Here is a 21,327-nt window from a genome sequence, read left to right as displayed (position 1 = left end):
AGCAGTGGTGGGTTACGCTGCGCTAACCCACCCTACGATCTACGATTTGAAATTCAGTTCTGGAGTGCTGCACCGTGAATCCAAGGGAGCTGGCGATGGCCGACGAAGCGCGTTCGCGACTGGGCCGGGGTCTTGCAAGTCTGATCGGTGACGTCGGCGGCGAGGCTCAGCATGTCGATCGTCCGCGCGCACAGCGCAAGGTGCCGATCGAATTCATCAAGGCCAATCCGCGCAATCCGCGCCGCACCTTTTCGGACACGGAGCTGAAGGAGCTCAGCGACTCCATCAAGCAGCACGGCGTGATCCAGCCGATCGTGGTGCGCCCCGTGAAGGGCGCGCAGGATCGCTACGAGATCATCGCCGGCGAACGGCGCTGGCGCGCCTCGCAGATGGCGGGTCTTCATGAGGTGCCGATCGTCCCGGTCGACATCAGCGACAGCGACGCGCTGGAGTTCGCGATCGTCGAGAACGTGCAGCGCGAGGACCTCAACCCGATGGAAGAGGCGCAGGGCTATCACGCGCTCGCCAACGAGTTCAAACGCAGCCAGGACGACATCGCAAGGGTCGTCGGCAAGAGCCGCAGCCACGTCGCCAACATGATGCGGCTGACCAAGCTGCCGGCCGAGGTGCAGGCCTTCATCGCGACCGGTGAATTGACCGCGGGCCACGCCCGCGCACTGATCGGCGTGCCCGACCCGCTCGCCGCGGCCAAGCGCATCGTCGAGGAAGGCCTCAACGTCCGCCAGGCCGAGGCGCTCGCGCATGAAGAAGGCGTGCCGGAGCGCAAGCCGCAGAAGGCGCGCGGCACCGGCGGTAAAGAAAAGGACCCCGACACGGTCGATCTGGAGAAGCGCGTCAGTGATGCGCTCGGCCTCAAGGTCACCGTCAATCACCGCGATCCCGGCGGCTCCGTGCAGATCAACTACCGCAACCTCGATCAGCTCGACGAGGTGATGAAGCGGCTGGCCAAGGGTGGGCTGTAGCTCTCTCGGTGTCGTCCTGGCGAAAGCCAGGACCCATACCGCGTGATCTTTCGACCGCGGAAGATCACAGTACCGAACCACCAATCTTCGCCAAACCCCTCCCAGGGGTAATGGGTCCTGGCTTTCGCCAGGACGACGGCTGAGTATTTGGCGCGTGCTGCATCCACCTCGTCATTGCGAGCGCAGCGAAGCAATCCAGAATCTTTCCGCCGAGGGACTCTGGATTGCCTCGCTGCGCTCGCAATGACGTGGAAGGAGCGGAGGCCTATCCCCGCCGCTTCGCATTCGCCGCGATCGCCATCAGCGTGCGCTGGGCGATGGCGGCGGCTAGCGTCGATTGCTTGCGGGTTTCGAGCGCGGCGGTTGCGAGCTGCTCGATGATGGCGGCGAGGCGCGCCACGCTGAAATTGCGCAGCGCGGTTTCGACCATGGGCTTTCGTGAAAAGTGCAGCCGCGGATAGCCGCCGTCGAGCACGGCAGAGGCAGGCTGGCCGTCGGCGATCGCGAGCGCGGATTTGTGCAGCCACGCGGCCTGGCGCTGTGCGGCCGAGATGATCACGCCCGGATAGGTGCCGGCGATCATGGCTTTTGCAAACTCGGTCTCAACGATGTCGGGTCGCCCGGCGAAGGCGCCGTCGACGATCGGATCGAGCTTCAGCTCGGATGCGTCGGCGACCACGGACATCACGTCATCCAGCGTGATCTCGCCTTTGCCATGGGCATAGAGCGTGAGCTTGCGCAGCTCGTTGCGGGAGGCCTGGCGGTCACCGCCGAGGAACGACATCAGTGCCGCGCGGGCATCCTGCGCGATGCGGAGATTCGCGATGCGGAGCTCGTCCTCCATCAGCTTAGCGAGGTCGCGCTCGGTGTCGGGATAGCAGCCGATCGCGACCGCCGTCTTGGCCTTCTCGCAGGCCTTGCGCAGCGGCGATTCCGGCCGCAGCTCGCCGGCCTCGATCACGATGCGGCAATCCTTCACGCTCATCTCGGCCAAAGTGTCGATGCCGCCGGCAAAGCTGCGCGAGCCGGCGCGAACGCGGATGGCGCGGCGGCCGCCGAACAGCGGCACCGTCATGGCTTCGTCGACGAGCCGCGACGGCTCGGCGGAGAGTTCGTCGCCGTCGAGCTTCACCAGCGAGAAGGGATCGTTGGGATCGTCGACCGCCGAGGCGATCAGCGCGTCGGCGCGCTCGCGCACGAGCCCGGCGTCGGGTCCGTAGAGCAGGATAATGGGGCGGCCGGCATCGGGGCGGGCGAGGAAGGCGTCGATCTCTTTTCCGCGCAGTGCGACCATCGGCCTAGATCGTCATTCCGGGGCTCGCAAAGCGAGAACCCGGAATCCAGAGGTTGGGGATCGAGATTCCGGATTCACGCTTCGCGTGCTCCGGAATGACGGAACGGAATCAGGTGCCCGCGGTGAAGAACGCGGCGAGCCGGGTGTTGATGTTCTCTGCGATCTCGTTGGCGGCACGATCCTCGGCATCGCGAACGGCGCGGTTGCGCGAGAACCGCTGGTAGGAGCCGGGCATGTCGTAGGAGACGCGCGAGAACGTGGTGCCGGTCATGACCGACTTGCCGCTGACGATCTCGATCAGATTGTACTGGCAGTCGATGCCGTAGTTCTCGGTGTTCGGCAGACCCGTGTTGGGATCGACGATCAGGGACGAGCGGCTGGAGGCGAAGCGGATGTCCAGGCGGTGGGTCGGCGGCATGCCCGTCGCCGAACCGTAGAGCTTGAAGGCCAGGGCATTGCGGACCTCGACGCCGACGCGGGCCTCGCGGGAGGCATTGGGCTTGCTGATCGGCGGCAGCTCGACCCCCATCAGCTTCTCGCGCAGGCCGGGGGTGCCGTCACCACGGTCGGCATACATCGGCTGGAAGCAGCCAGCCGTCAGCGCCGCCAGTGCGGCGACTGCCAGCAGGCGGGCTGCGATGCGGATCCTAGCCGACAACATTCACAATCCTCTTGGGGACGATGATCACCTTGCGGACGGGCTTGCCGTCCAAGGCCAGCTTTACCGCATCGAGGGCCAAAACGGCAGCCTCGATTTCCGGATTCTGGGCCGCTGTTGCAACTGTGACCTCACCCCGTTTCTTGCCGTTGACCTGAACCACCAGGGTCGCGCTGTCTTCAACCAGCAAATCGCGTTCGATTTGGGGCCAATTGGCCTCCGAAACCAGCCCGGAGTGCCCCAGAACCTGCCAGCACTCCTCGGCCAGGTGCGGCATCATCGGGGAGAACAGCTGGACCAGGATCTGGCTGGCCTCGCGGATCGCCCAGGCAAGGTCTGCCGCCGGCTGCCCGGGACGCTGCAGCACTTCCGAGAACGCATTCGTGAATTCACGGATATGGGCGAGGCAGACGTTGAAGTGCAGCCGCTCGACGCCGGTGGTCACCTTGTCCAGCGCGCCGTGGGCCGCCTTGCGCAGGAGGAGCGCATCCTCGCCGAACGAAGCCGGCCGGGCCGCGGGGGCTGCCTTGCCGAGTTCCACCGCGTCGTTCACCAGCCGCCACAGCCGCTGCACGAAGCGCGAGGCGCCCTGGACGCGCTCGTCGCTCCAGATCACGTCGCGGTCGGGCGGGGAGTCCGACAGCATGAACCAGCGGGCGACGTCGGCGCCGTAGGTCGCGATGATGTCGTCGGGGTCGACCGTATTCTTCTTCGACTTCGACATCTTCTCGATCGGACCGATCGCGACGTCCTCGCCGGTGCTGAGCAGCGTCGCGCGCCGCCCGTTGCCGCCGACCTCGATCTTCACCTCGGCCGGCTGCACCCAGGTGCCGTCGGCCTTCTGGTAGGTCTCGTGCACCACCATGCCCTGCGTGAACATGCCGGCGAAGGGCTCATCCAGCGCGATATGCCCGGTGGCCTTCATGGCGCGGGTGAAGAAGCGGCTGTAGAGCAGATGCAGGATCGCGTGCTCGACACCGCCGATATACTGGTCGACCGGCAGCATGCGGTTGGCGACGGCGGGCGTCGTCGGCGAATTCTCGTTCCAGGGATCGGTGAAGCGCGCAAAATACCAGGACGAATCCACGAAGGTGTCCATGGTGTCGGTTTCGCGCTGAGCCTTGCCGCCGCATTTGGGGCAGGTGACGTGCTTCCAGGTCGGGTGATGGTCGAGCGCGTTGCCGGGCTTGTCGAAGCTCACATCCTCCGGCAGCACCACTGGCAGGTCGGCATCCGGCACCGGGACCACATCGCACTTCGGGCAATGGATGACCGGGATCGGGCAGCCCCAGTAGCGCTGGCGCGAAATGCCCCAATCGCGCAGACGGAAATTCACCTGGCGCTCGCCGACCGGCGCGTTGCCGCGCAGCTCGGTCTCGAGACGCTTCGCCACCTCTTCCTTGGCCTGATCGATCGTCATGCCGTCGAGGAAGCGCGAATTGATCATGCGGCCGTCACCGTCATAGGCGGTGTCGGTGATGACGAACGACTTCGGATCTTGGCCCTCGGGGCACACCACCGGAATATTGCCGAGCGCGTACTTGTTGACGAAATCGAGGTCGCGCTGGTCGTGCGCGGGGCAGCCGAAGATCGCGCCGGTGCCGTATTCCATCAGCACGAAATTGGCGACATAGACCGGCAGCTTCCAGCTCGGATCGAACGGATGCACCGCGCGGATACCGGTGTCGAAGCCCTGCTTCTCCGCGGTGTCGATGATCGACTGCGCTGTCCCGATCTTCTTGATGTCGGCGATGAACTCCGCAAGCTTCGGGTTCTTCGCGGCAGCCGCTTGTGCCAGCGGATGATCCGCCGAGATCGCCATGAATTTTGCGCCGAACAGCGTGTCCGGGCGCGTCGTGAAAATCTTCAGCTCGCTCTCGCCGGCGGGCGTCGTCGCCGCATCCAGCGCGAATCGGATCAAGAGGCCCTCGGAGCGGCCGATCCAGTTGCGCTGCATCAGCCGCACCTTGTCGGGCCAGCGGTCCAGCCCGTCCAGCGCCGACAGCAGCTCCTGCGAGTACTTCGTGATCTTGAAGACCCACTGGCTCATCTCGCGTTGCTCGACGATCGCACCGGAGCGCCAGCCGCGGCCGTCGATCACCTGCTCGTTGGCGAGCACGGTCATGTCGACCGGATCCCAGTTGAGCTTGCGCTTCTCGCGCTCGGCGAGGCCGGCTGCGAGCATGTCCAGGAACATCTTCTGCTGATGCTTGTAGTAGCTGGGATCGCAGGTCGCGAATTCGCGGCTCCAGTCCAGCGACAGCCCGATCGAGCGGAGCTGCTTCTTCATCGCGGCGATGTTGTCGTAGGTCCAGGCCTTCGGCGCGACCTTGCGCTCGATGGCGGCGTTCTCGGCCGGCAGGCCGAACGCGTCCCAGCCCATCGGATGCAGCACGTTGAAGCCCTTGGCGCGCATGAAGCGGGCCAGCACGTCGCCGAGCGTATAATTCCGGACATGGCCGATATGGATGCGCCCGGACGGGTAGGGGAACATCTCGAGCACATAGTATTTCGGCCGCGAATCGTCGTTCTTCGAGACGAAGATCGCCTGCTGGTCCCAGGCAGCCTGCCAGCGCGGTTCGGAATCGCGGGCGTTATAGCGTTCGGAGGTCATGGAATCGTTGGTTTTTTCTTGGGTTCGGCCGTCTAAAGACGGCGGACTAGGCCATAGAAGCCCTCGGGGGGTCAATGGGTTGCCTCACCTTCGGAACCTGCGCCGCTGCTCCGCATAACGACCGAGGCCGCCATTGGGGTGTGATTAAGGGGTCGATGCGAGGTTGCGGCTGGCCAGGGACCCCGAAATCCTTGCGACGGACGCCAGCTTCGACGATCCCGACGACGATTATGCCGCCTCCATCGCCGGGTGCAATTCGACCTCTCCCCGTAAGCGGGGCGAGCCAAAGTCAACCGGTAGAGTTGTCCGCGCGGGCTAGGCGCTGGCCGCCATCATCATGGCGCCGCCGCCGGTCTCGATCGCCTGCACGCCGTGCTCGACGACGTTGTTGCGGCCGCGGTGTTTTGCGGCGTAGAGCGCGGCGTCGGCGGCTTCGATGAGGTCGCCGGGGCGCAAGGCCTCGTTGGGCCTCGTCGCGGCAACGCCGATCGAGACGGTGACGATCATGTGGGCGGAGGTGATGTGCGGCAGGCACAGCTTCAGCACGGCCGCGCGCACCTGCTCGCCGATCTCGACGGCGCGGTTCACATCCGTGTTCGGCAGCAGCAAACAGAATTCCTCGCCGCCATAGCGCGCGGCAAAGCCCATCGTGTCGGCGGCAATGCCCGAAAGCGACTCGCCGAGCCGCGTCAGGCAGGAATCGCCTTCGAGATGGCCGTAGGTGTCGTTGAACAGCTTGAAATGGTCGACGTCGATCATCAGCAGTGCGAGATCGCTGCCATATTGCTGCGCGCGCATCCATTCGAAGTCGAGCCGGCTCTGGAAGCCGCGGCGGTTGGCGAGGCCCGACAGCATGTCGATCGAGGCCATCACGGTGAGGCGGTCGTTGCTCGCGATCAGCTCGCGCTCGCGCTGGCTGAGCTGCGCGGCCATCGCGTTGAACGCGCGGGCCAGCGGCACGAACTCGGCCGGCAGGCGGTTGCGCGCCGCGCGCGCGGAGAGATCCCCCTCGCCGAGGCGCTTGGCCATGTCGGCGAGCATCTCGATCGGCTTGATCACGAGCTTCTCGGCGGCGATCAGCGCGCCGAGCAGCACGAACACGACGACGAAAGCGAGCTGGAGATAGGCGGTGCGGATGTCGCGGCTCACCGCCGCGGACACCTTGTCCTCGTCGATGCTGGCGATCAGACGAGCGTTGGTGCCGGCGATGCGGATGTAGCTGACCGCGCGGCGGGAGCCGTCGGCGGCGAGGAAGGACAGCGAGCCTTCGTCCTGGTCCGAGCGCAGCGCCCTGTCGGCAATCGCGGACATCAGTGGCATGTTGTCGAGCGGACGGCCGACCGCACTGTGCTGGTCGGCGGGCGCGGCCAGCACGGTGCCCGCGCTGTCGACCAGCACGGCGGTGATACCGGCGCGGCCGCCGAGATTGTTCATGACCTTCGACATCCAGTCGAGGTTGACGGTGGCGAGCACGACGGCATCGGGTACGCCGCTGAACGCCGACACGGGGTAGACCGCCATCACGGTCGGCGACGGCACCGGCCGCGACAGGATGAAGTCGCTCAGCACGAAGCGGCCGGTTTCCTGCGCCTGCTGGAAGTAGGGCCGGTCACTGAGGTCGAGCCCGACATACATGTTGTTGGTGGCGCACTGGATGCGGCCGTCCTGGCCCGCGATCAGCAGCGTGCGGATCCAGGGAAGATTGGAGGGCAGGCTCGCGCGCAGCACGTCGCAGCTCTTGCTGATGCCGCCGGCGGAGGCGCGGATGAAGGCTTCCGATTTCAGGATGGTCTCGACCGACGAGATCACCTCGCGCTGCGCATCGGCGCTGTGCCGTGCGACGGTGGTGAATTCGGCTGCGGCCTGCGCGATCTGCCGCGTGCGCGCATCCTCGAGCGAACGAATGCGCTCGAGCATCAGGGGCGCAACCAGAATCACGGCAAGCAACGCAAGCCGGGCCCGGATTCCGAGAACCTGCTTGAGTTTCGCTCGTTTGCGGTTGAAACTGACGTTTGCCATCTTCGCTGCCCACCCCGCGGGCTAAGGTAAAGCGAAGGGTTCAAAAACTCTTTCTTGAACTCGGTAAAATTGGACTTACCTCCGTAAGATCACGGCCAATCCAACGTCATGACAGAAAAAAGCGCCGCGCCGATAACCGGCCATTCACCAAACGCACTCGCTTCGGTCGAAGCCGAAATTGCACGCGCCTGCAGGGATGCGCGGCGTGATCGCGCCTCCGTCACGCTGATCGCGGTCTCCAAGACTTTCGCCGCGGATGCAATTACCCCGGTTATCGCCGCCGGACAGCGCGTATTCGGCGAGAATCGGGTGCAGGAGGCCAAAGGCAAGTGGCCGGCGTTAACGTCTGTTTACCCCGACATCGCGTTGCATCTGATCGGGCCGCTGCAATCCAACAAGGCGAAAGAGGCGGTCGCGCTGTTCGACGCCATCCATTCGGTCGACCGCCCGAGCATTTGCCAGGCGTTAGCCAAGGAAATCGAATCCCAAAAAAAGCACCCGCTTCTCTTCGTCCAGATCAACACTGGCGAGGAGCCGCAGAAGGCCGGTGTCGCGCCGGGCGAGGCCGATGCCTTCCTCGCGAGCTGCCGCGACACCTATGGGCTGACGATCTCCGGACTGATGTGCATCCCGCCGGTCGACGAGCCGCCGGCTGCGCATTTCGCGCTGACTGCCAAGATCGCGGAGCGCAACGGCTTGAAGAATCTCTCGATGGGCATGAGCGCGGATTTCGCGACCGCGATCATGTTGGGCGCCACGCATGTCCGCGTGGGCAGCGCGATCTTCGGGCATCGGTAGTGGTTGTCGTCCCGGCGAAGGCCGGGACCCATACCGCGTGATCTCTCGGTGACGAGCAGTGTTCGTACCGGCGAAAGTCCGGTCACTTCTGGTCTTCGCCAAACTACTCCTTGGGGTTATGGGTCCCGGCCTTCGCCGGGACGACGGCGGTGGGTGAGGCTTTTACACAAACCCCACCGACACCTTTCCGAGCACGCCAAAATCCACCGCGAACTGATCGCCGGCCTGGATCGGCAGCGGCGGATGGCACGTACCCGTGGTCACCACCTCCCCTGCCCGCAACGTGATGTCGAGCCCGCGCAGTTCGTTGGCGAGCCAGGCGAGCGCAACGCGGGGATCGCCGAGCACGTTCTTGCCGTGGCCGACATAGCGCTCGCCGCGTAGCGTGATCTGCGGCCGCTCCTCGACGAGATCCATCGCGCGCCAATCCGCTGATGTCGTTGCGCCCAGCACGAACAGATGCGCGCAGGCATTGTCGGCGATGAGCTGCGCTTCGCCGGCGCTGGCGAAATCGACAAAGCGCGAATCCGGAATCTCGATCGCGGGATGGAAGCTGCCGACTGCAGCGAGCACTTCGTCGACAGTATACGGCGTCGCGCGCGGCGGCAGATCGCGCCCCATGCGGAAGGCGAATTCCGGCTCGCCGACGCGCATCGCGTTGCCCTTCATCGATGCGGTGCCGCCGTCGGCGATCACGGTGTCGCTCATGATGCGCCCGGCCAGCGGTCCGGAGACGTTGATGTGCTTCTGTCCTGATACGCTCGTTGCCGCGATCTTCCAGCCGAACAATTTTCCACGCGACAGCGCCTCTAACCCGGCCTGAATGGCATAGCCCTCCGCGCGGCTCTGCGGTCGCAAGCGCGCCTCGAGCGCATCGAGCTTGGTGCCGTCGCGCCAATGTTCAAAGAGGACGCGCGATGCGGCGGCGATCTGATCTTTCTCGAGCATGTGCCCTCACCCGATGATGATTCTTGTTCTTGGTCCCAGCCGCCGCAGCAATTGCAGCATCGCGGATTTGGTCATGGAGACGCAGCCCGCTGTCGGGCCGAAATTGTCGCGGGCCAGATGCAGGAACACGGCGCTGCCGCGTCCGGCGATGCGCGGGCGCGTGTTGTGGTCGATTTCGATGATGAAGTCATAGAGGTGGTCGGCCCGCTTGAGCCGATCACCGCCCTGCCCCTCGCCGAGCCGGATTCCCTGGTTGTAGTGACGGTCGTTGGGATCCTCGCACCAGGCGTCCGCGCCGGTGATGATCCGCGCCGGCAGGAAAGTCTGCGGGCGGCTGTGCCGGTCGCCACGCCACCACAGGCGCCGGGGACGGAAGCTACCCCTCGGAGTACCGCCGTCGCCCTCGCGCTTGTTGGCGAGGATGCCGCCCCGCCCCAGCGCCACCGGTATCGTCAGCGGTCCGGCGGTCAGCCAGCCCCGGCGCGGATTCCCGGCAGCAGGCTTAACGCGGATCGCCGACAGCGGTCCGGAGCTCCGATTTCGGGTGTAAGTAGCTGAAGCAACGTTGTTTTTCATGTGAACGTGCGATGTCGAATTCATTACAGGACATTCATCAAAGCGCCCTGCTATTCTGGGTTAGAGTGCTTCTGGCTTGAGAATCGGTAACAGCCCACTACTTCAACACGAACAACAATAATAACGGCGACCCTCTTAAACTTCCCCTCGCGGCCGGGCGCGGCATGCATGCGCGCCGAGCCGGACTCCAAAAGGATGATACCCCATGGCCAATGCCCGCAAGATCCTGATCGTGGATGACGATACCGATCTGCGCGATACGTTGGTGGAGCAATTATCGCTGCACGAAGAATTCGAAGCCTCCGCCGTCGATACCGGCGCCAAGGGCGCGAGCGCCGCGAAGGCCAATTCTCCCGATCTCGTTCTGATGGATGTCGGCCTGCCCGACACCGATGGCCGCGAAGTTGTCCGTAGCTTGCGCAAGGGTGGCTTCAAGGCGCCGATCATCATGCTGACCGGGCATGACACCGATTCCGATACGATCCTGGGTCTGGAATCCGGCGCCAACGACTATGTCGCGAAACCGTTCCGCTTCGCGGTGCTGCTGGCCCGCATCCGCGCCCAGCTCCGCCAGCACGAGGCCAGCGAGGACGCTGTGTTCTCGGTCGGCCCCTACTCCTTCCGCCCAGGCTCGAAGATGCTGACCGCGGCCAATGCGCGCAAGGTCCGGCTCACCGAGAAGGAAACCGCGATCCTCCGCTTCCTCTACCGCGCCGGCCAGATGCCGGTCTCGCGCGAGACCCTGCTGCAGGAAGTCTGGGGCTACAATTCCGGGGTCACCACCCACACGCTGGAAACCCACATCTACCGCCTCCGCCAGAAGATCGAGAAGGACGCCGCCAACCCGGAGATCCTGGTCACGGAAGCCGGTGGCTACAAGCTGGTGCCGTGATACGCTTTGGGGGCGCGCGAATCGTTTTAGATGGCGTGCCTTTGAGCCTCGGACCTGAATGTCAATCGACGACGACGTAGCGCTTCTCGAGCGTGTCCCGACATTGCGCCTGTTGGGAGACGCCTCGTTGCGCATGCTGGCGATCGGCTCCGAGCAGCGTGACTTCGTCCGCGGCGACGTCCTGTTCACTCTCGGTGACGACGCCGATGCCGGCTACGTGGTCCAGCGCGGTGCGTTCCGGGTCGAGGACGGCGCCGGTGCCGAGATGATCGCCGGTCCCGGCGCGCTGATCGGCGAGCTTGCGCTGGTGGTGCCGATGAAGCGGCCGTCGAGCGCGATCGCGCTGGAGCATTCCTCCGTCATCCGCGTTGCGCGCAGCCTGTTCCAGCGCGTGCTCGAAAGCGATCCCGCCGCCGCTGTGCGCCTGCGCGACGAATTCGCGGTGCGCTCGAGCCAGATCGCCAGCGATATCCTGATGGCAGGTGCGAAGCTGACGAACTGAGTGGTCTCAGCTTCGTAGCCCGGATGGAGCGAAGCGCAATCCGGGAATCTCGCCTGCCGGAAAGACCGTCCCGGAGTGCGCTGCGCTCCATCCGGGCTACGGGACTTCACACCTCCAGCGTCACCGTGACAGGCACGTGGTCCGACGGACGCTCCCAGCTGCGCGCATCGCGCAGAATCCTGAAATCGCTGACCGCGTCCTTCAGCGCGCGCGAGACCCAGATGTGGTCGAGTCTGCGGCCGCGGTCGCCGACGGTCCAGTCGGCGGAGCGGTAGCTCCACCACGTATAGACCTTTTCCGACATCGGGATGCGGTCGCGCGCGACATCGACCCACTCGCCGGCTGCAAGCGCGGCCTTCAGCTTCTCGGTTTCGACAGGCGTGTGCGAGACCACTTTCAGCAGCTGCTTGTGCGACCACACGTCGTTCTCGTGCGGGGCGACGTTGAGATCGCCGACCAGGACATGGCGATCCTCACCGCGCGGATGCAGCGGCTCGCACGCTGTCATCTCGTCGAGGAAGCGGAGCTTGTGGTCGAATTTCTCGTTCAGCGCGGGATCGGGAATGTCGCCGCCCGCGGGCACGTAGAAATTATGCAGCACCAAGGGCTTTGCGATGCCCGCCTTCTCGCCGAACGACACCGAGATGTGCCGCGAATCCACCTTGTCGCAGAAGGTGCGGATGTCCTTCGACTCGAACGGAATCTTCGAGACGATGGCGACGCCGTGATAGCCCTTCTGCCCGTTCAGCGCGACATGCTCATAGCCGAGCCGCTTGAAGCGCTTCAGCGGAAAGGCGTCGTCGATGCATTTGGTCTCCTGCAGGCACAGCACCTCCGGTCGCGCGCTCTTGAGGAATTTCGCGACGAGGTCGATGCGTAGCCGCACCGAATTGATGTTCCAGGTTGTCAGGGAAAGACGCATGGGGAATGCGTCTTAGCATGGATTGGCGCGGGGAAAATGCTTGTCCACAGGCGTGGAATCGTAGGGTGGGTTAGCGCAGCGTAACCCACCACTGTTCGTATCCGCGGAAACAGAAGAGGTGGGTTACGCCGGCGGACTGCGCTTCGCGCAGCCGCGGGCTAACCCACCCTACGAACCATCAGCCCGGCGACTGGCCGTAGTTTGTGAAATCGATCTTGAACATGCCGGGGTCGAGCCTCTTGCTCGAATCCAGATTGTAGACCGCGATCGTGGTGTCGTAGCCCTGCGGGTCGGTGACGGTCCACTGCTTGAGCTGGCCGTCCTTGGCGCCGAACATCAGCAAGAGCCGGCTGGTGCCGACGAGCGCCTGCTTCTCCTCGATGGTGACGCTGACGAAGAGGTCGTCGGCCGAGACGTTGACGACATTGGTGTCCTTCATCAGGTCGATGCGATCGGACAACAGGAAGCGCAGCGGCGTCTGCGACAGCGGATAGACGTCCTGGGTCGCAAGCTTGCGGTCGCGCACCACCAGGGACGAACCGTCGGCGATGATGTCGATCGGGCTCGGCGCGTCATATTCGAAGCGCACCTTGCCGGGCTTCTGGATGTAGAAATCGCCCTGCGTCTTGCTGCCGTCGGGGCCGACCTGGACGAAATTCCCGACCAGCGTCTGCAGCGACGACAGATAGGCGCTGACCTTGGCCGCCTGCGCCTTCTGGTTGGCATCGAAGGTCTGGAAGATGCTGCTCGGCACGTTGCGGCGCGGGTCCGGGATGACCGGGTTCGGCGGCGCCTGCGTCGCGCCGGTGACCGCCGGCCCACCGGCGGAGGTGCCGCCGTCGCGCCCCTTCGGCGCGGGCTTCGGCACCGGCACGGTCTGCGCGAACGACGACGCCGTCACCATCGCGGCGGTGACGAGAAGAACGCCGGCCACGCGCGCGCCTTGCGCAGCGATGGTGGCAGCGAATCGAATGTCCTTATGTCTGATCAACGCGTCGTCCTGTATGGCTGGGCGCCTTTTTAGCGTGATTTCGGGCAAAAGCAGATAACGATTTCGCGTGAAATGATAATTTGAGGCTCCTCGCCTCACATATGGCTGTCTTCTTCCTCGACCAGAATCTCGCGCTTGCCGGCGTGGTTGGCGGGACCGACGATGCCTTCCAGTTCCATGCGCTCCATCAGCGATGCGGCCCGGTTATAGCCGATTTGCAGGCGGCGCTGGATGTAGCTGGTCGAGGCCTTGCGGTCGCGTTTGACGATCGCAACGGCCTGCGCAAACAGGTCGCCGCCGCCATCGGCACCCATGCCGGTGGCGTCGAACACCGCGCCATCCTCGTCCTCGGTCGGCTCTTCGGCGGTGACCGCTTCGAGGTATTCCGGCTGGCCCTGCGTCTTGAGGTGACGCACCACCTTCTCGACTTCCTCGTCCGAAGCGAACGGCCCGTGCACGCGGCTGATGCGGCCGCCGCCGGCCATGTAGAGCATGTCGCCCTGGCCGAGCAGCTGCTCGGCGCCCATCTCGCCGAGGATGGTGCGGCTGTCGATCTTGGACGTGACCTGGAAGGCGATGCGGGTCGGGAAGTTGGCCTTGATCGTGCCGGTGATGACGTCGACCGACGGGCGCTGCGTCGCCAGGATCACGTGCAGGCCGGCGGCGCGCGCCATCTGCGCGAGGCGCTGCACCGCGCCTTCGATGTCCTTGCCGGCGACCATCATCAGATCGGCCATTTCGTCGACGATGATGACGATATAGGGCAGCGGGTCGAGCGAGAGCTTCTCTTCCTCGTAGATCGCCTTGCCGGTCTCCTTGTCGAAGCCGGTATGCACCGTGCGCGTCGGCTCCTCGCCCTTGGCCTTCAGTTCGAGCAGGCGCGTGTTGTAGCCGTCGATGTTGCGCACACCGAGCTTGGCCATGTTCTTGTAGCGCTCTTCCATCTCGCGCACGGCCCATTTCAGCGCGACCACCGCCTTCTTCGGGTCGGTCACGACGGGCGTGAGCAGATGGGGGATGCCGTCATAGACGGAGAGTTCGAGCATCTTCGGGTCGACCATGATCAGCCGGCACTGATCGGGCCGCAGCCGGTAGACCAGGCTGAGGATCATGGTGTTGATCGCGACCGACTTGCCCGAGCCGGTGGTACCGGCGATCAGCATGTGCGGCGTGCGGGCGAGGTCGATGATGACGGGGTCGCCGCCGATGGTCTTGCCGAGGCAGAGCGGCAGTTTTGCCACCGTGTCGGTCGCCTCTTTCGCCACCAGCAGTTCGCGCAGGTAAACCTTTTCGCGATGCGCGTTCGGCAATTCGATGCCGATGGCGTTGCGGCCGGGGACGACGGCGACGCGCGCCGACAGCGCGCTCATCGAGCGGGCGATGTCGTCGGCAAGGCCGATCACGCGCGATGACTTGATGCCGGGCGCCGGCTCGAGCTCGTACAGCGTGACCACAGGGCCCGGATTGGCCTTCACGATCTCGCCGCGCACGCCGAAATCCTGCAGCACGCCTTCGAGCGAGCGCGAATTGGTCTCCAGCTCAGCCTTGCTGAGCGGCTGGCGGTCGCCGGCCTTCGGCGCTGCCAACATGGAGACGGAGGGAAGATCGAACTTGTCGGAGGATTTTTTGGAAGCGGCCTTCGGTGCAGCCTTCTTCTTCGGGGCGCGCGCGGCGGGCTCCTCCTCTTCCTCCTCCTCGTCTTCCACTTCTTCTTCGTGCTCGTCCTCGTAATCCTCGTCTTCGGCCTGCGGCGAGATCGAGGGCGCGGCGCGGCCGCCGCCGAGATTCGGTTCCCGGCGGCTGAACGCGACGGCCTTGGTCTTCGGTCCGCTCGAGACCAGCGAGCGGTAGGCAGCGCCCAGCAGCCAGATCAGCCGCGCCTTGGTGCTCATCAGCGCATGGAACAGCCAGCCCAGCGACACCGAGCCGCGATCGCTCTCCTCGTCCTCGTCCAGCGGCTTGTCGTCGTCCTCGATCTCGGCGAGCTCTTCATCGTGCGCGCGTGCGCCGAGGCCGCAGGCGATCAGGAACGTCGCGGCCATCGCGGCGAACAGGATCGTGCCGAGGATCATGCGATAGATCGTGCCGGGCGGCCCGAAAATCACCGCGGGCGCGCGCACCAGGGCATCGCCGACCACGCCGCCGAGGCCGGTCGGCAGCGGCCAGGCGCCGCCGTGTGGCCAGCAGCTGGCGAAGCCCGCCGCGATCACGGTGCAGAGGATCCAGGAGCCGAGCCGCAGCGCCTCGCGGTCGAACGGGCGATGCGTCATCATGCGCCAGCCCCAGACCGCGACGGTCAGTACCAGCATGATCGCGCCGAGCCCGAGGATCTGCATCGCAAGGTCGGCGCCGATGGCGCCGGCATAGCCGAGGATGTTGCGGATCGGCCGCGAGGTCGCGTGGCTGAGACTGGGATCCTGCACCGACCAGGTCATCAGCGCCGCCGAGGCGACGCCCGACAGCGCGATCAGGCCGAGCCCGGTGAGCTCGCGCATGCGACGCGCCAGCCCCTCGCGGATCGAGGGCGGCAGATGGCCGACCAGTGGAATGACACGTTCGATTGCCGACATGCTCACGGGCCCCGCCTAACCCAGAGTCTCGACCAGACGGTGCAGCGCCTGCGCCGTCGTTTCACCATCCTGCACCAGCGCGAGGCGGATATAGCCTGCGCCGGGATTGAATCCGTCGGGCTGCTGTCGCGCCAGAAAGCTGCCGGGCACCACGCGCACGCCTGCTTCCTTGAAGAGCCTCAGCGTCACCGACACATCGTCGCCGATCCCGGAGGTGTTCAGCCAGACGCAGAAGCCGCCATCGGGCCGGCGATAGCCGTAGCGGTTGCCGATGATCTGGTCGGCGAGATCGAACTTGATCCGGTAGAGCCTGCGGTTCTCCTCGACATGCGCTTCGTCGCCGTAGGCAAAGGTCGCGACGTGCTGCAGCGGCACCGGTACCTGGGGTGCTGCGATGTTGCGCAGCTCCAGGAACATGCCGATGAACTTCTTGTCGCCGGCGGCGAAGCCGACGCGCAGGCCGGGAAGGTTCGAGCGCTTGGACAACGACTGGAACGCAGCCACGCGGGTGAAATCGGGGCCGGCGCATTCCAGCGCACTGCCGGGGGCTTCGCGGGTATAGATTTCCGAATAGCACTCGTCGCTGAGGATCATGAAGCCGTAGCGATCGGCGAGCTGCTTCAATCGCCTGAAATAGTCGGGCTTGGCGACCGAGCCCTGCGGATTGGCGGGCGACGCCAGATAGAACGCAACGGTGCGCGCCAGCGTCGCCTCGTCGATCGCGTCGAGATCGGGCAGGAATCCGTTCTCGACCGTGGTCGGCAGATAGATCGGCTCGCAGGCCGCTGCGAGGGCGCCGGCGCCGTAGACCGGATAGAATGGGTTCGGCATCAGGATGGCGGGCTTGCCGGGACGCGGGCCGACATAGCGCGCGGCTGCGATCGCGGCGATGAACAGCCCTTCGCGGCTGCCATTGAGGACGAGAATCTCGGACTTGGGGTCGAGCGGCCGCGGCAGCTTGAAGCGCGACGACAGCCAGGCGCCAGCAGCGTTCCGGAACGGCTCGGTGCCCTGGTTCATCGGGTAGCGGCCGAAATCGGCGATGTGCTTGGCCAGCACCGGGCCGACGAAGTCGGGCACGGGATGCTGGGGCTCGCCGACCGCAAGCGAAATCAAGGGTTTGCCCGGCTGATGCGGGGCCAGCAGCTCGTTCAGCCGGACGAAGGGCGAGCGTGCGGAATCGGAGCTTCCACTGGCCTGCGGCGTACGGGATGAAGCGGTCATAGCCATTCTGGACGCCAGCACTCTTGGAACAGCCGGACGCATGGATCGCCGGCGGGAAAACGGTTCAGTTCACCATAGATAGGGCGAGGTTAAGACGCGATTAACCATCGGTCGCCGCCGCCGTCCAGAGCGGGAAAAATGGGACCGGATAACAACGGGATGCATGGCGGCTCTCACCTCTCCCGCTTGCGGGAGAGGGATTGCACCGTCATCGCGGCTTCAGCGTCCCGGCAGCTTCTCGAATGTCTTCATGCCGGCGGGAATCGCGTGGAACTCCTGCATGTCGCAGGTGTAGATCGCCATTTGCGGCTGGAACTGCTTTGGCTCGTCCAGCGTGCCGACCTTCACTATCGCGGCGGGCAGGCCCGGAACCTTGGTCACCAGATGCGTGCCGCATTCAGGGCAGAATTCGCGCGTCACGGCGCGTTCGAGGTCCTTGCGCATGAACTGCTTGGGCTGACCGGCGATGTAGCTGAAGCCGGCTGCCGGCATTGCGATGAAGGTGTTGGGCGCGCCGCCCGAGATGTACTGGCACTCGCGACAGTGACACTGCGCCTGCATCATCGGGTCGCCCTCGGCCACATAGCGCACTTCGCCGCAATAGCATCCGCCTTCCAAACGCATGACGACCTCCCGTTTGTTGTTCTTGAGGTCGATATTTCTGCGCCGGCAATCTGGAATGGCAATCTTTTTCTTCGGCACCTGGTCAAAAAGAAAATTTGCAAAAAGAAAGGGGCTCCAACTTGCGCTGGAGCCCCTCAACGGTCGGGGCATTGCCGGGTATGTGCCCAAACCGTAGTTGTGGACGCGGTCCCCGAGGAGACCGCGCCCGGGAGGAGAGAGTTACATGTTGTAGGCGCGCTCGGTGTGCTCGGTGATGTCGAGGCCTTCACGCTCGCTCTCGACATTGGCGCGGAGGCCAACGATCACATCGACGACCTTGTAGAGGATCGCCGAACCGACGCCCGACCACACCAGCGTGGTGCCGACAGCCTTGAGCTGGGCCAGCACCTGCACGGTGAAGTCGTAATCGGCAACCTTCGGCGGGATCGCGGTGTAGTCGATGATGCCGGCGCCGCCGAGGGCAGGGTTGACGAGAATGCCGGTGCCGATGGCGCCGACGATGCCGCCGATGCAGTGCACGCCGAACACGTCGAGGCTGTCATCGTAACCGATCGCGTTCTTCACGACGGTGCAGAAGAACAGGCAGACAACGCCGACGATCAGGCCGAGGACGATCGCGCCCATCACGCCAGCGAAGCCGGCGGCAGGCGTGACGGCCACGAGACCCGCGACAGCGCCGGAGATGACGCCGAGCACCGACGGGTGACCCTTCACGATCCACTCCGCGAACATCCACGACAGCGCGGCGGCCGCGGTGGCGACGAAGGAGTTGGTCATGGCGAGCGCAGCGCCGCCGTTGGCTTCGAGGTTGGAGCCGGCGTTGAAGCCGAACCAGCCGACCCAGAGCAGCGAGGCGCCGATCATCGACATGGTCAGCGAGTGCGGAGCCATCAGCTCCTTGCCGTAGCCGACGCGCTTGCCGATCAGGAGGGCGCCGACGAGGCCTGCGATGCCGGCGTTGATATGCACCACGGTGCCGCCCGCGAAGTCGATTGCGCCCATCTTGAAGATCCAGCCGGCGTCGGCGTTGATCTCGTCGAGCTTGGCCTGCGCCGCGGTCTTCGCCGCCGCATCACCCGCCGCAGCGAGAGCCTTGGCCGCATCCTGGATCGCGTCCGGGCCGGGCCAGTACCAGACCATGTGCGCGATCGGGAAGTAGATCAGCGTGACCCAGAGCGGGATGAAGAGAGCGATCGCCGAGAACTTCATGCGCTCGGCGAAGGCACCGACGATGAGGGCGGGCGTGATCGCCGCGAAGGTCATCTGGAAGCACATGTAGATGAGCTCCGAGATGTTGGCGTCGACCGAGAAGGTCGCGGCCTTCGAATCGGTGGTGACGCCCATCATGAAGGCCTTGGAGAAGCCGCCGATGAAGTCGGAACCGCCGGTGAAGGCGAGGCTGTAGCCGTACACGGCCCAGATCACGGTGACGACGCAGACGGTGTAGAACACCTGCATCAGGACGGAGAGCATGTTCTTGGAACGGACGAGGCCGCCGTAGAACAGCGCGAGGCCGGGGATCGTCATCAACAGCACCAGCACTGTCGATGTCAGCATCCAGGCGTTGTCTCCCTTGTTGACCGTTGGCTCGGCATAGGCTGCGGTCGCAGCGAACAGGCCGACTGCGAGAGCCGCCATTCCCGCGCCATAGGGACGCTTGAACGTCATATTGTTTACTCCTGATTGGATAAGGTTGAGCGCGAAATCAGAGGGCCGCGGCATCGGCCTCGCCGGTGCGGATGCGAACCGCATGGTCGAGATTGATGACGAAGATCTTGCCGTCGCCGATCTGTCCGGTTTTCGCAGCGGACGTGATGGCGTCGATGGTCTTGTCGACCTGGTCGGAGGCGACAGCGACCTCGATCTTGATCTTGGGCAGGAAGCTCACGGCATATTCGGCGCCGCGATAGATTTCCGTATGGCCCTTCTGGCGGCCATACCCCTTGACTTCCGTCACCGTGAGACCGTGAACGCCGATGGCGGTCAGGGCGTCACGGACTTCTTCCAGCTTGAATGGCTTGATAATCGCCATAACAATTTTCATGGGTCCTATCCCCGCTTGGGCCCGGTCCGGACGTGGCCGGGCGTTTCTCGACTGGTTCGCCACGAGGGAGAAGTTTCACTACGCGGGCACAGCCGGACCCCTAGAATCAAATGCCGTGCCAGATCAGGCGGCTTGCCTAACGGACTATGAAAACGGGTGTTTTCGCGGTTGGCGCGTATTGCAGTGCAGTGCGCTATTACGTCGCGCTCAAAAGCTGGTCACGTCTGCTCAAAACGCAGGCACGACAGGCTGCCGACACAATGTTGCTCACGCGTCGGGCAGCCGGAAGGTAATTACGTAGCGCGGAAGCCTATTGCAGGGCTTCGCCGTGCTGCGAAATATCCAATCCCTCGAGCTCGTGCTCACGGGATACGCGCAAGGGCACGAACAGGCCGACCAGCTTGAGCAGGACGAAGCTCACGCCCGCGGCCCAGACGAAGGTGACGGCGACCCCGTAGAGCTGGATCAGGAGCTGTTGCGGATGGCCCTCCAGCAGGCCGGCGGTGCCGCCGATCGCGCTGGTGGCGAACACGCCGGCGAGCAGGGTGCCGGTCAGGCCGCCGATGCCGTGGACGCCAAACACGTCGAGGGAATCGTCGTAGTTGAAACGGTGCTTCAGCCAGGTGCAGGCCCAGTAGCAGACCGCACCGGCGATCACGCCGATGACGATGCCGTGCCAGGGCGCCACGAATCCGGAGGCCGGCGTGATGGTGCCGAGACCGGCGACCGCGCCGGAGATCATGCCGAGCACGGAGGGCTTGCGCCGCGTCGACCATTCGATCGCGCCCCAGGTCAGCGCACCGGAGCAGGCGGCGAGATGGGTGGCGATGATCGCCATCACCGCGCGCGAATTGGCGGCGCCCGCCGAGCCGCCGTTGAAGCCGAACCAGCCGACCCACAGCAGGCCGGTGCCCATCACGGCGAGCGAGAGGTCGAACGGCGAGAGGTTCTCGGTGCCATAGCCATGACGTCGCCCCATCACCTTCGCGGCGACGAGGCCGGCGGTGCCGGCCGACAGATGCACGACGAGGCCGCCGGCGAAATCCATCACGCCCATGCTGGCGAGGAAGCCGCCGCCCCAGACCCAATGCGCCAGCGGAATGTAGACGAAGATGAACCAGGCGACGGAGAACAGCAGATAGGCGGAGAACCGCATGCGGTCGGCGACGGAGCCCGCGACCAGCGCCACCGTGATGATCGCAAACGTCATCTGGTACAGCATGAACAGCGCTTCCGGGATCGTCTTCGCCGCCGGGTTGACGCTGTCGAGCGTCATGCCGGCGAGGAACCAGCGGTCGAGCGTGCCGATCCACGGCCCGTCGCCGACGAAGCAGAGCGAATAGCCGAACGCGACCCAGAGAATGGAGATCATCGTCACCGCGGCGAGGCTCTGCGCCATGGTGGCGAGCACGTTCTTCTTGCGCACCATGCCTGAATAGAACAGCGCCAGACCCGGGATCGTCATCATCAGCACCAGCGCGGTGGCGACGATCATCCAGGCGGTGTCGGCGGTGTTGATCTCGGAGGCGGCGGCGTGCGCCGGCGCGGCCATGACCAACGCGAATCCGATCGGCGCAGCCAAAGCGGCTGCACGGCGCAACAATCCCGCCATGTTGTTTCCCCCAGCATAGAAATTACGTCGCACGCTGTGGCGTCGCTGCCCGGTGC

Annotated in this window: 18 protein-coding genes; 4 read left to right on the top strand and 14 right to left on the bottom strand. The window is 65.0% G+C overall.

What is annotated here, in order from left to right; all coding sequences use genetic code 11:
* The first annotated feature begins 95 nt into the window (after positions 1–95).
* Complete coding sequence (locus XH79_RS15665; protein WP_271582199.1) at positions 96–983, top strand: ParB/RepB/Spo0J family partition protein; 888 nt, start codon at positions 96–98, stop codon at positions 981–983.
* Positions 984–1,248: 265 nt separating this feature from the next.
* Here XH79_RS15665 and holA read toward each other — a convergent pair whose 3' ends face one another.
* From holA to XH79_RS15645, 4 genes are all read right to left on the bottom strand, one after another.
* Positions 1,249–2,277, bottom strand: a complete 1,029-nt coding sequence (gene holA, locus XH79_RS15660; RefSeq protein ID WP_212346079.1) for a DNA polymerase III subunit delta — start codon at positions 2,275–2,277, stop codon at positions 1,249–1,251.
* Positions 2,278–2,386: 109 nt separating this feature from the next.
* On the bottom strand, positions 2,387–2,938 hold the full coding sequence (locus XH79_RS15655) for an LPS assembly lipoprotein LptE (protein WP_212346081.1): 552 nt from the start codon (positions 2,936–2,938) through the stop codon (positions 2,387–2,389).
* Entirely contained in the window at positions 2,925–5,549 is a 2,625-nt protein-coding gene (gene leuS, locus XH79_RS15650; protein WP_271582198.1) for a leucine--tRNA ligase, read from the bottom strand. Before leuS ends, XH79_RS15655 begins: the two co-directional genes overlap by 14 nt.
* Before the next feature lie 315 nt (positions 5,550–5,864).
* Positions 5,865–7,568, bottom strand: a complete 1,704-nt coding sequence (locus XH79_RS15645) for a diguanylate cyclase domain-containing protein (RefSeq protein WP_271582197.1) — start codon at positions 7,566–7,568, stop codon at positions 5,865–5,867.
* Positions 7,569–7,676: 108 nt separating this feature from the next.
* Between XH79_RS15645 and XH79_RS15640 the strand changes: the two genes are divergently transcribed.
* A complete protein-coding gene (locus XH79_RS15640) occupies positions 7,677–8,366 on the top strand; it encodes a YggS family pyridoxal phosphate-dependent enzyme (RefSeq protein WP_271582196.1) in 690 nt (229 codons plus the stop codon).
* 162 nt (positions 8,367–8,528) lie between these two features.
* Here XH79_RS15640 and XH79_RS15635 read toward each other — a convergent pair whose 3' ends face one another.
* Positions 8,529–9,314 carry a 2-keto-4-pentenoate hydratase gene (locus XH79_RS15635; RefSeq protein ID WP_271582195.1) on the bottom strand — a complete coding sequence of 262 codons (786 nt, stop codon included), beginning with the start codon at positions 9,312–9,314 and terminating at the stop codon, positions 8,529–8,531.
* Positions 9,315–9,320: 6 nt separating this feature from the next.
* On the bottom strand, positions 9,321–9,890 hold the full coding sequence (locus XH79_RS15630) for a L,D-transpeptidase family protein (protein ID WP_271582194.1): 570 nt from the start codon (positions 9,888–9,890) through the stop codon (positions 9,321–9,323).
* Positions 9,891–10,095: 205 nt separating this feature from the next.
* Between XH79_RS15630 and XH79_RS15625 the strand changes: the two genes are divergently transcribed.
* Positions 10,096–10,782, top strand: coding sequence for a response regulator transcription factor (locus XH79_RS15625; RefSeq protein WP_008142830.1), 687 nt, complete (start codon positions 10,096–10,098; stop codon positions 10,780–10,782).
* Positions 10,783–10,840: 58 nt separating this feature from the next.
* The gene (locus XH79_RS15620; protein ID WP_271582193.1) at positions 10,841–11,284 is read left to right on the top strand and encodes a cyclic nucleotide-binding domain-containing protein; all 444 of its coding nucleotides are present in this window, start codon (positions 10,841–10,843) and stop codon (positions 11,282–11,284) included.
* Between the two features lie 106 nt (positions 11,285–11,390).
* Here XH79_RS15620 and XH79_RS15615 read toward each other — a convergent pair whose 3' ends face one another.
* The 8 genes from XH79_RS15615 to XH79_RS15580 form a co-directional block, all read right to left on the bottom strand.
* Entirely contained in the window at positions 11,391–12,206 is an 816-nt protein-coding gene (locus tag XH79_RS15615) for an exodeoxyribonuclease III (RefSeq protein WP_271582192.1), read from the bottom strand.
* Between the two features lie 178 nt (positions 12,207–12,384).
* Complete coding sequence (locus XH79_RS15610; RefSeq protein WP_212346622.1) at positions 12,385–13,140, bottom strand: outer membrane lipoprotein carrier protein LolA; 756 nt, start codon at positions 13,138–13,140, stop codon at positions 12,385–12,387.
* Positions 13,141–13,292: 152 nt separating this feature from the next.
* A complete protein-coding gene (locus XH79_RS15605) occupies positions 13,293–15,773 on the bottom strand; it encodes a DNA translocase FtsK (protein WP_271582191.1) in 2,481 nt (826 codons plus the stop codon).
* 9 nt (positions 15,774–15,782) lie between these two features.
* Complete coding sequence (locus XH79_RS15600) at positions 15,783–16,997, bottom strand: aminotransferase class I/II-fold pyridoxal phosphate-dependent enzyme (RefSeq protein ID WP_271582190.1); 1,215 nt, start codon at positions 16,995–16,997, stop codon at positions 15,783–15,785.
* Between the two features lie 213 nt (positions 16,998–17,210).
* On the bottom strand, positions 17,211–17,615 hold the full coding sequence (locus tag XH79_RS15595; protein ID WP_333938874.1) for a GFA family protein: 405 nt from the start codon (positions 17,613–17,615) through the stop codon (positions 17,211–17,213).
* A 219-nt stretch (positions 17,616–17,834) separates the two neighbouring features.
* Positions 17,835–19,283, bottom strand: a complete 1,449-nt coding sequence (locus tag XH79_RS15590) for an ammonium transporter (RefSeq protein ID WP_212346111.1) — start codon at positions 19,281–19,283, stop codon at positions 17,835–17,837.
* A 37-nt stretch (positions 19,284–19,320) separates the two neighbouring features.
* On the bottom strand, positions 19,321–19,659 hold the full coding sequence (locus tag XH79_RS15585; RefSeq protein ID WP_008142813.1) for a P-II family nitrogen regulator: 339 nt from the start codon (positions 19,657–19,659) through the stop codon (positions 19,321–19,323).
* Positions 19,660–19,969: 310 nt separating this feature from the next.
* On the bottom strand, positions 19,970–21,271 hold the full coding sequence (locus XH79_RS15580; protein WP_212346113.1) for an ammonium transporter: 1,302 nt from the start codon (positions 21,269–21,271) through the stop codon (positions 19,970–19,972).
* Positions 21,272–21,327: the final 56 nt, after the last annotated feature.

Origin of the sequence: Bradyrhizobium sp. CCBAU 45389 (assembly GCF_028128625.1) — a bacterium.
GTDB classification, from domain to species: domain Bacteria; phylum Pseudomonadota; class Alphaproteobacteria; order Rhizobiales; family Xanthobacteraceae; genus Bradyrhizobium; species Bradyrhizobium liaoningense_B.
Note: the sequence above shows the minus strand (reverse complement) of the source record. Positions and strands in the feature narration are given on the sequence as shown.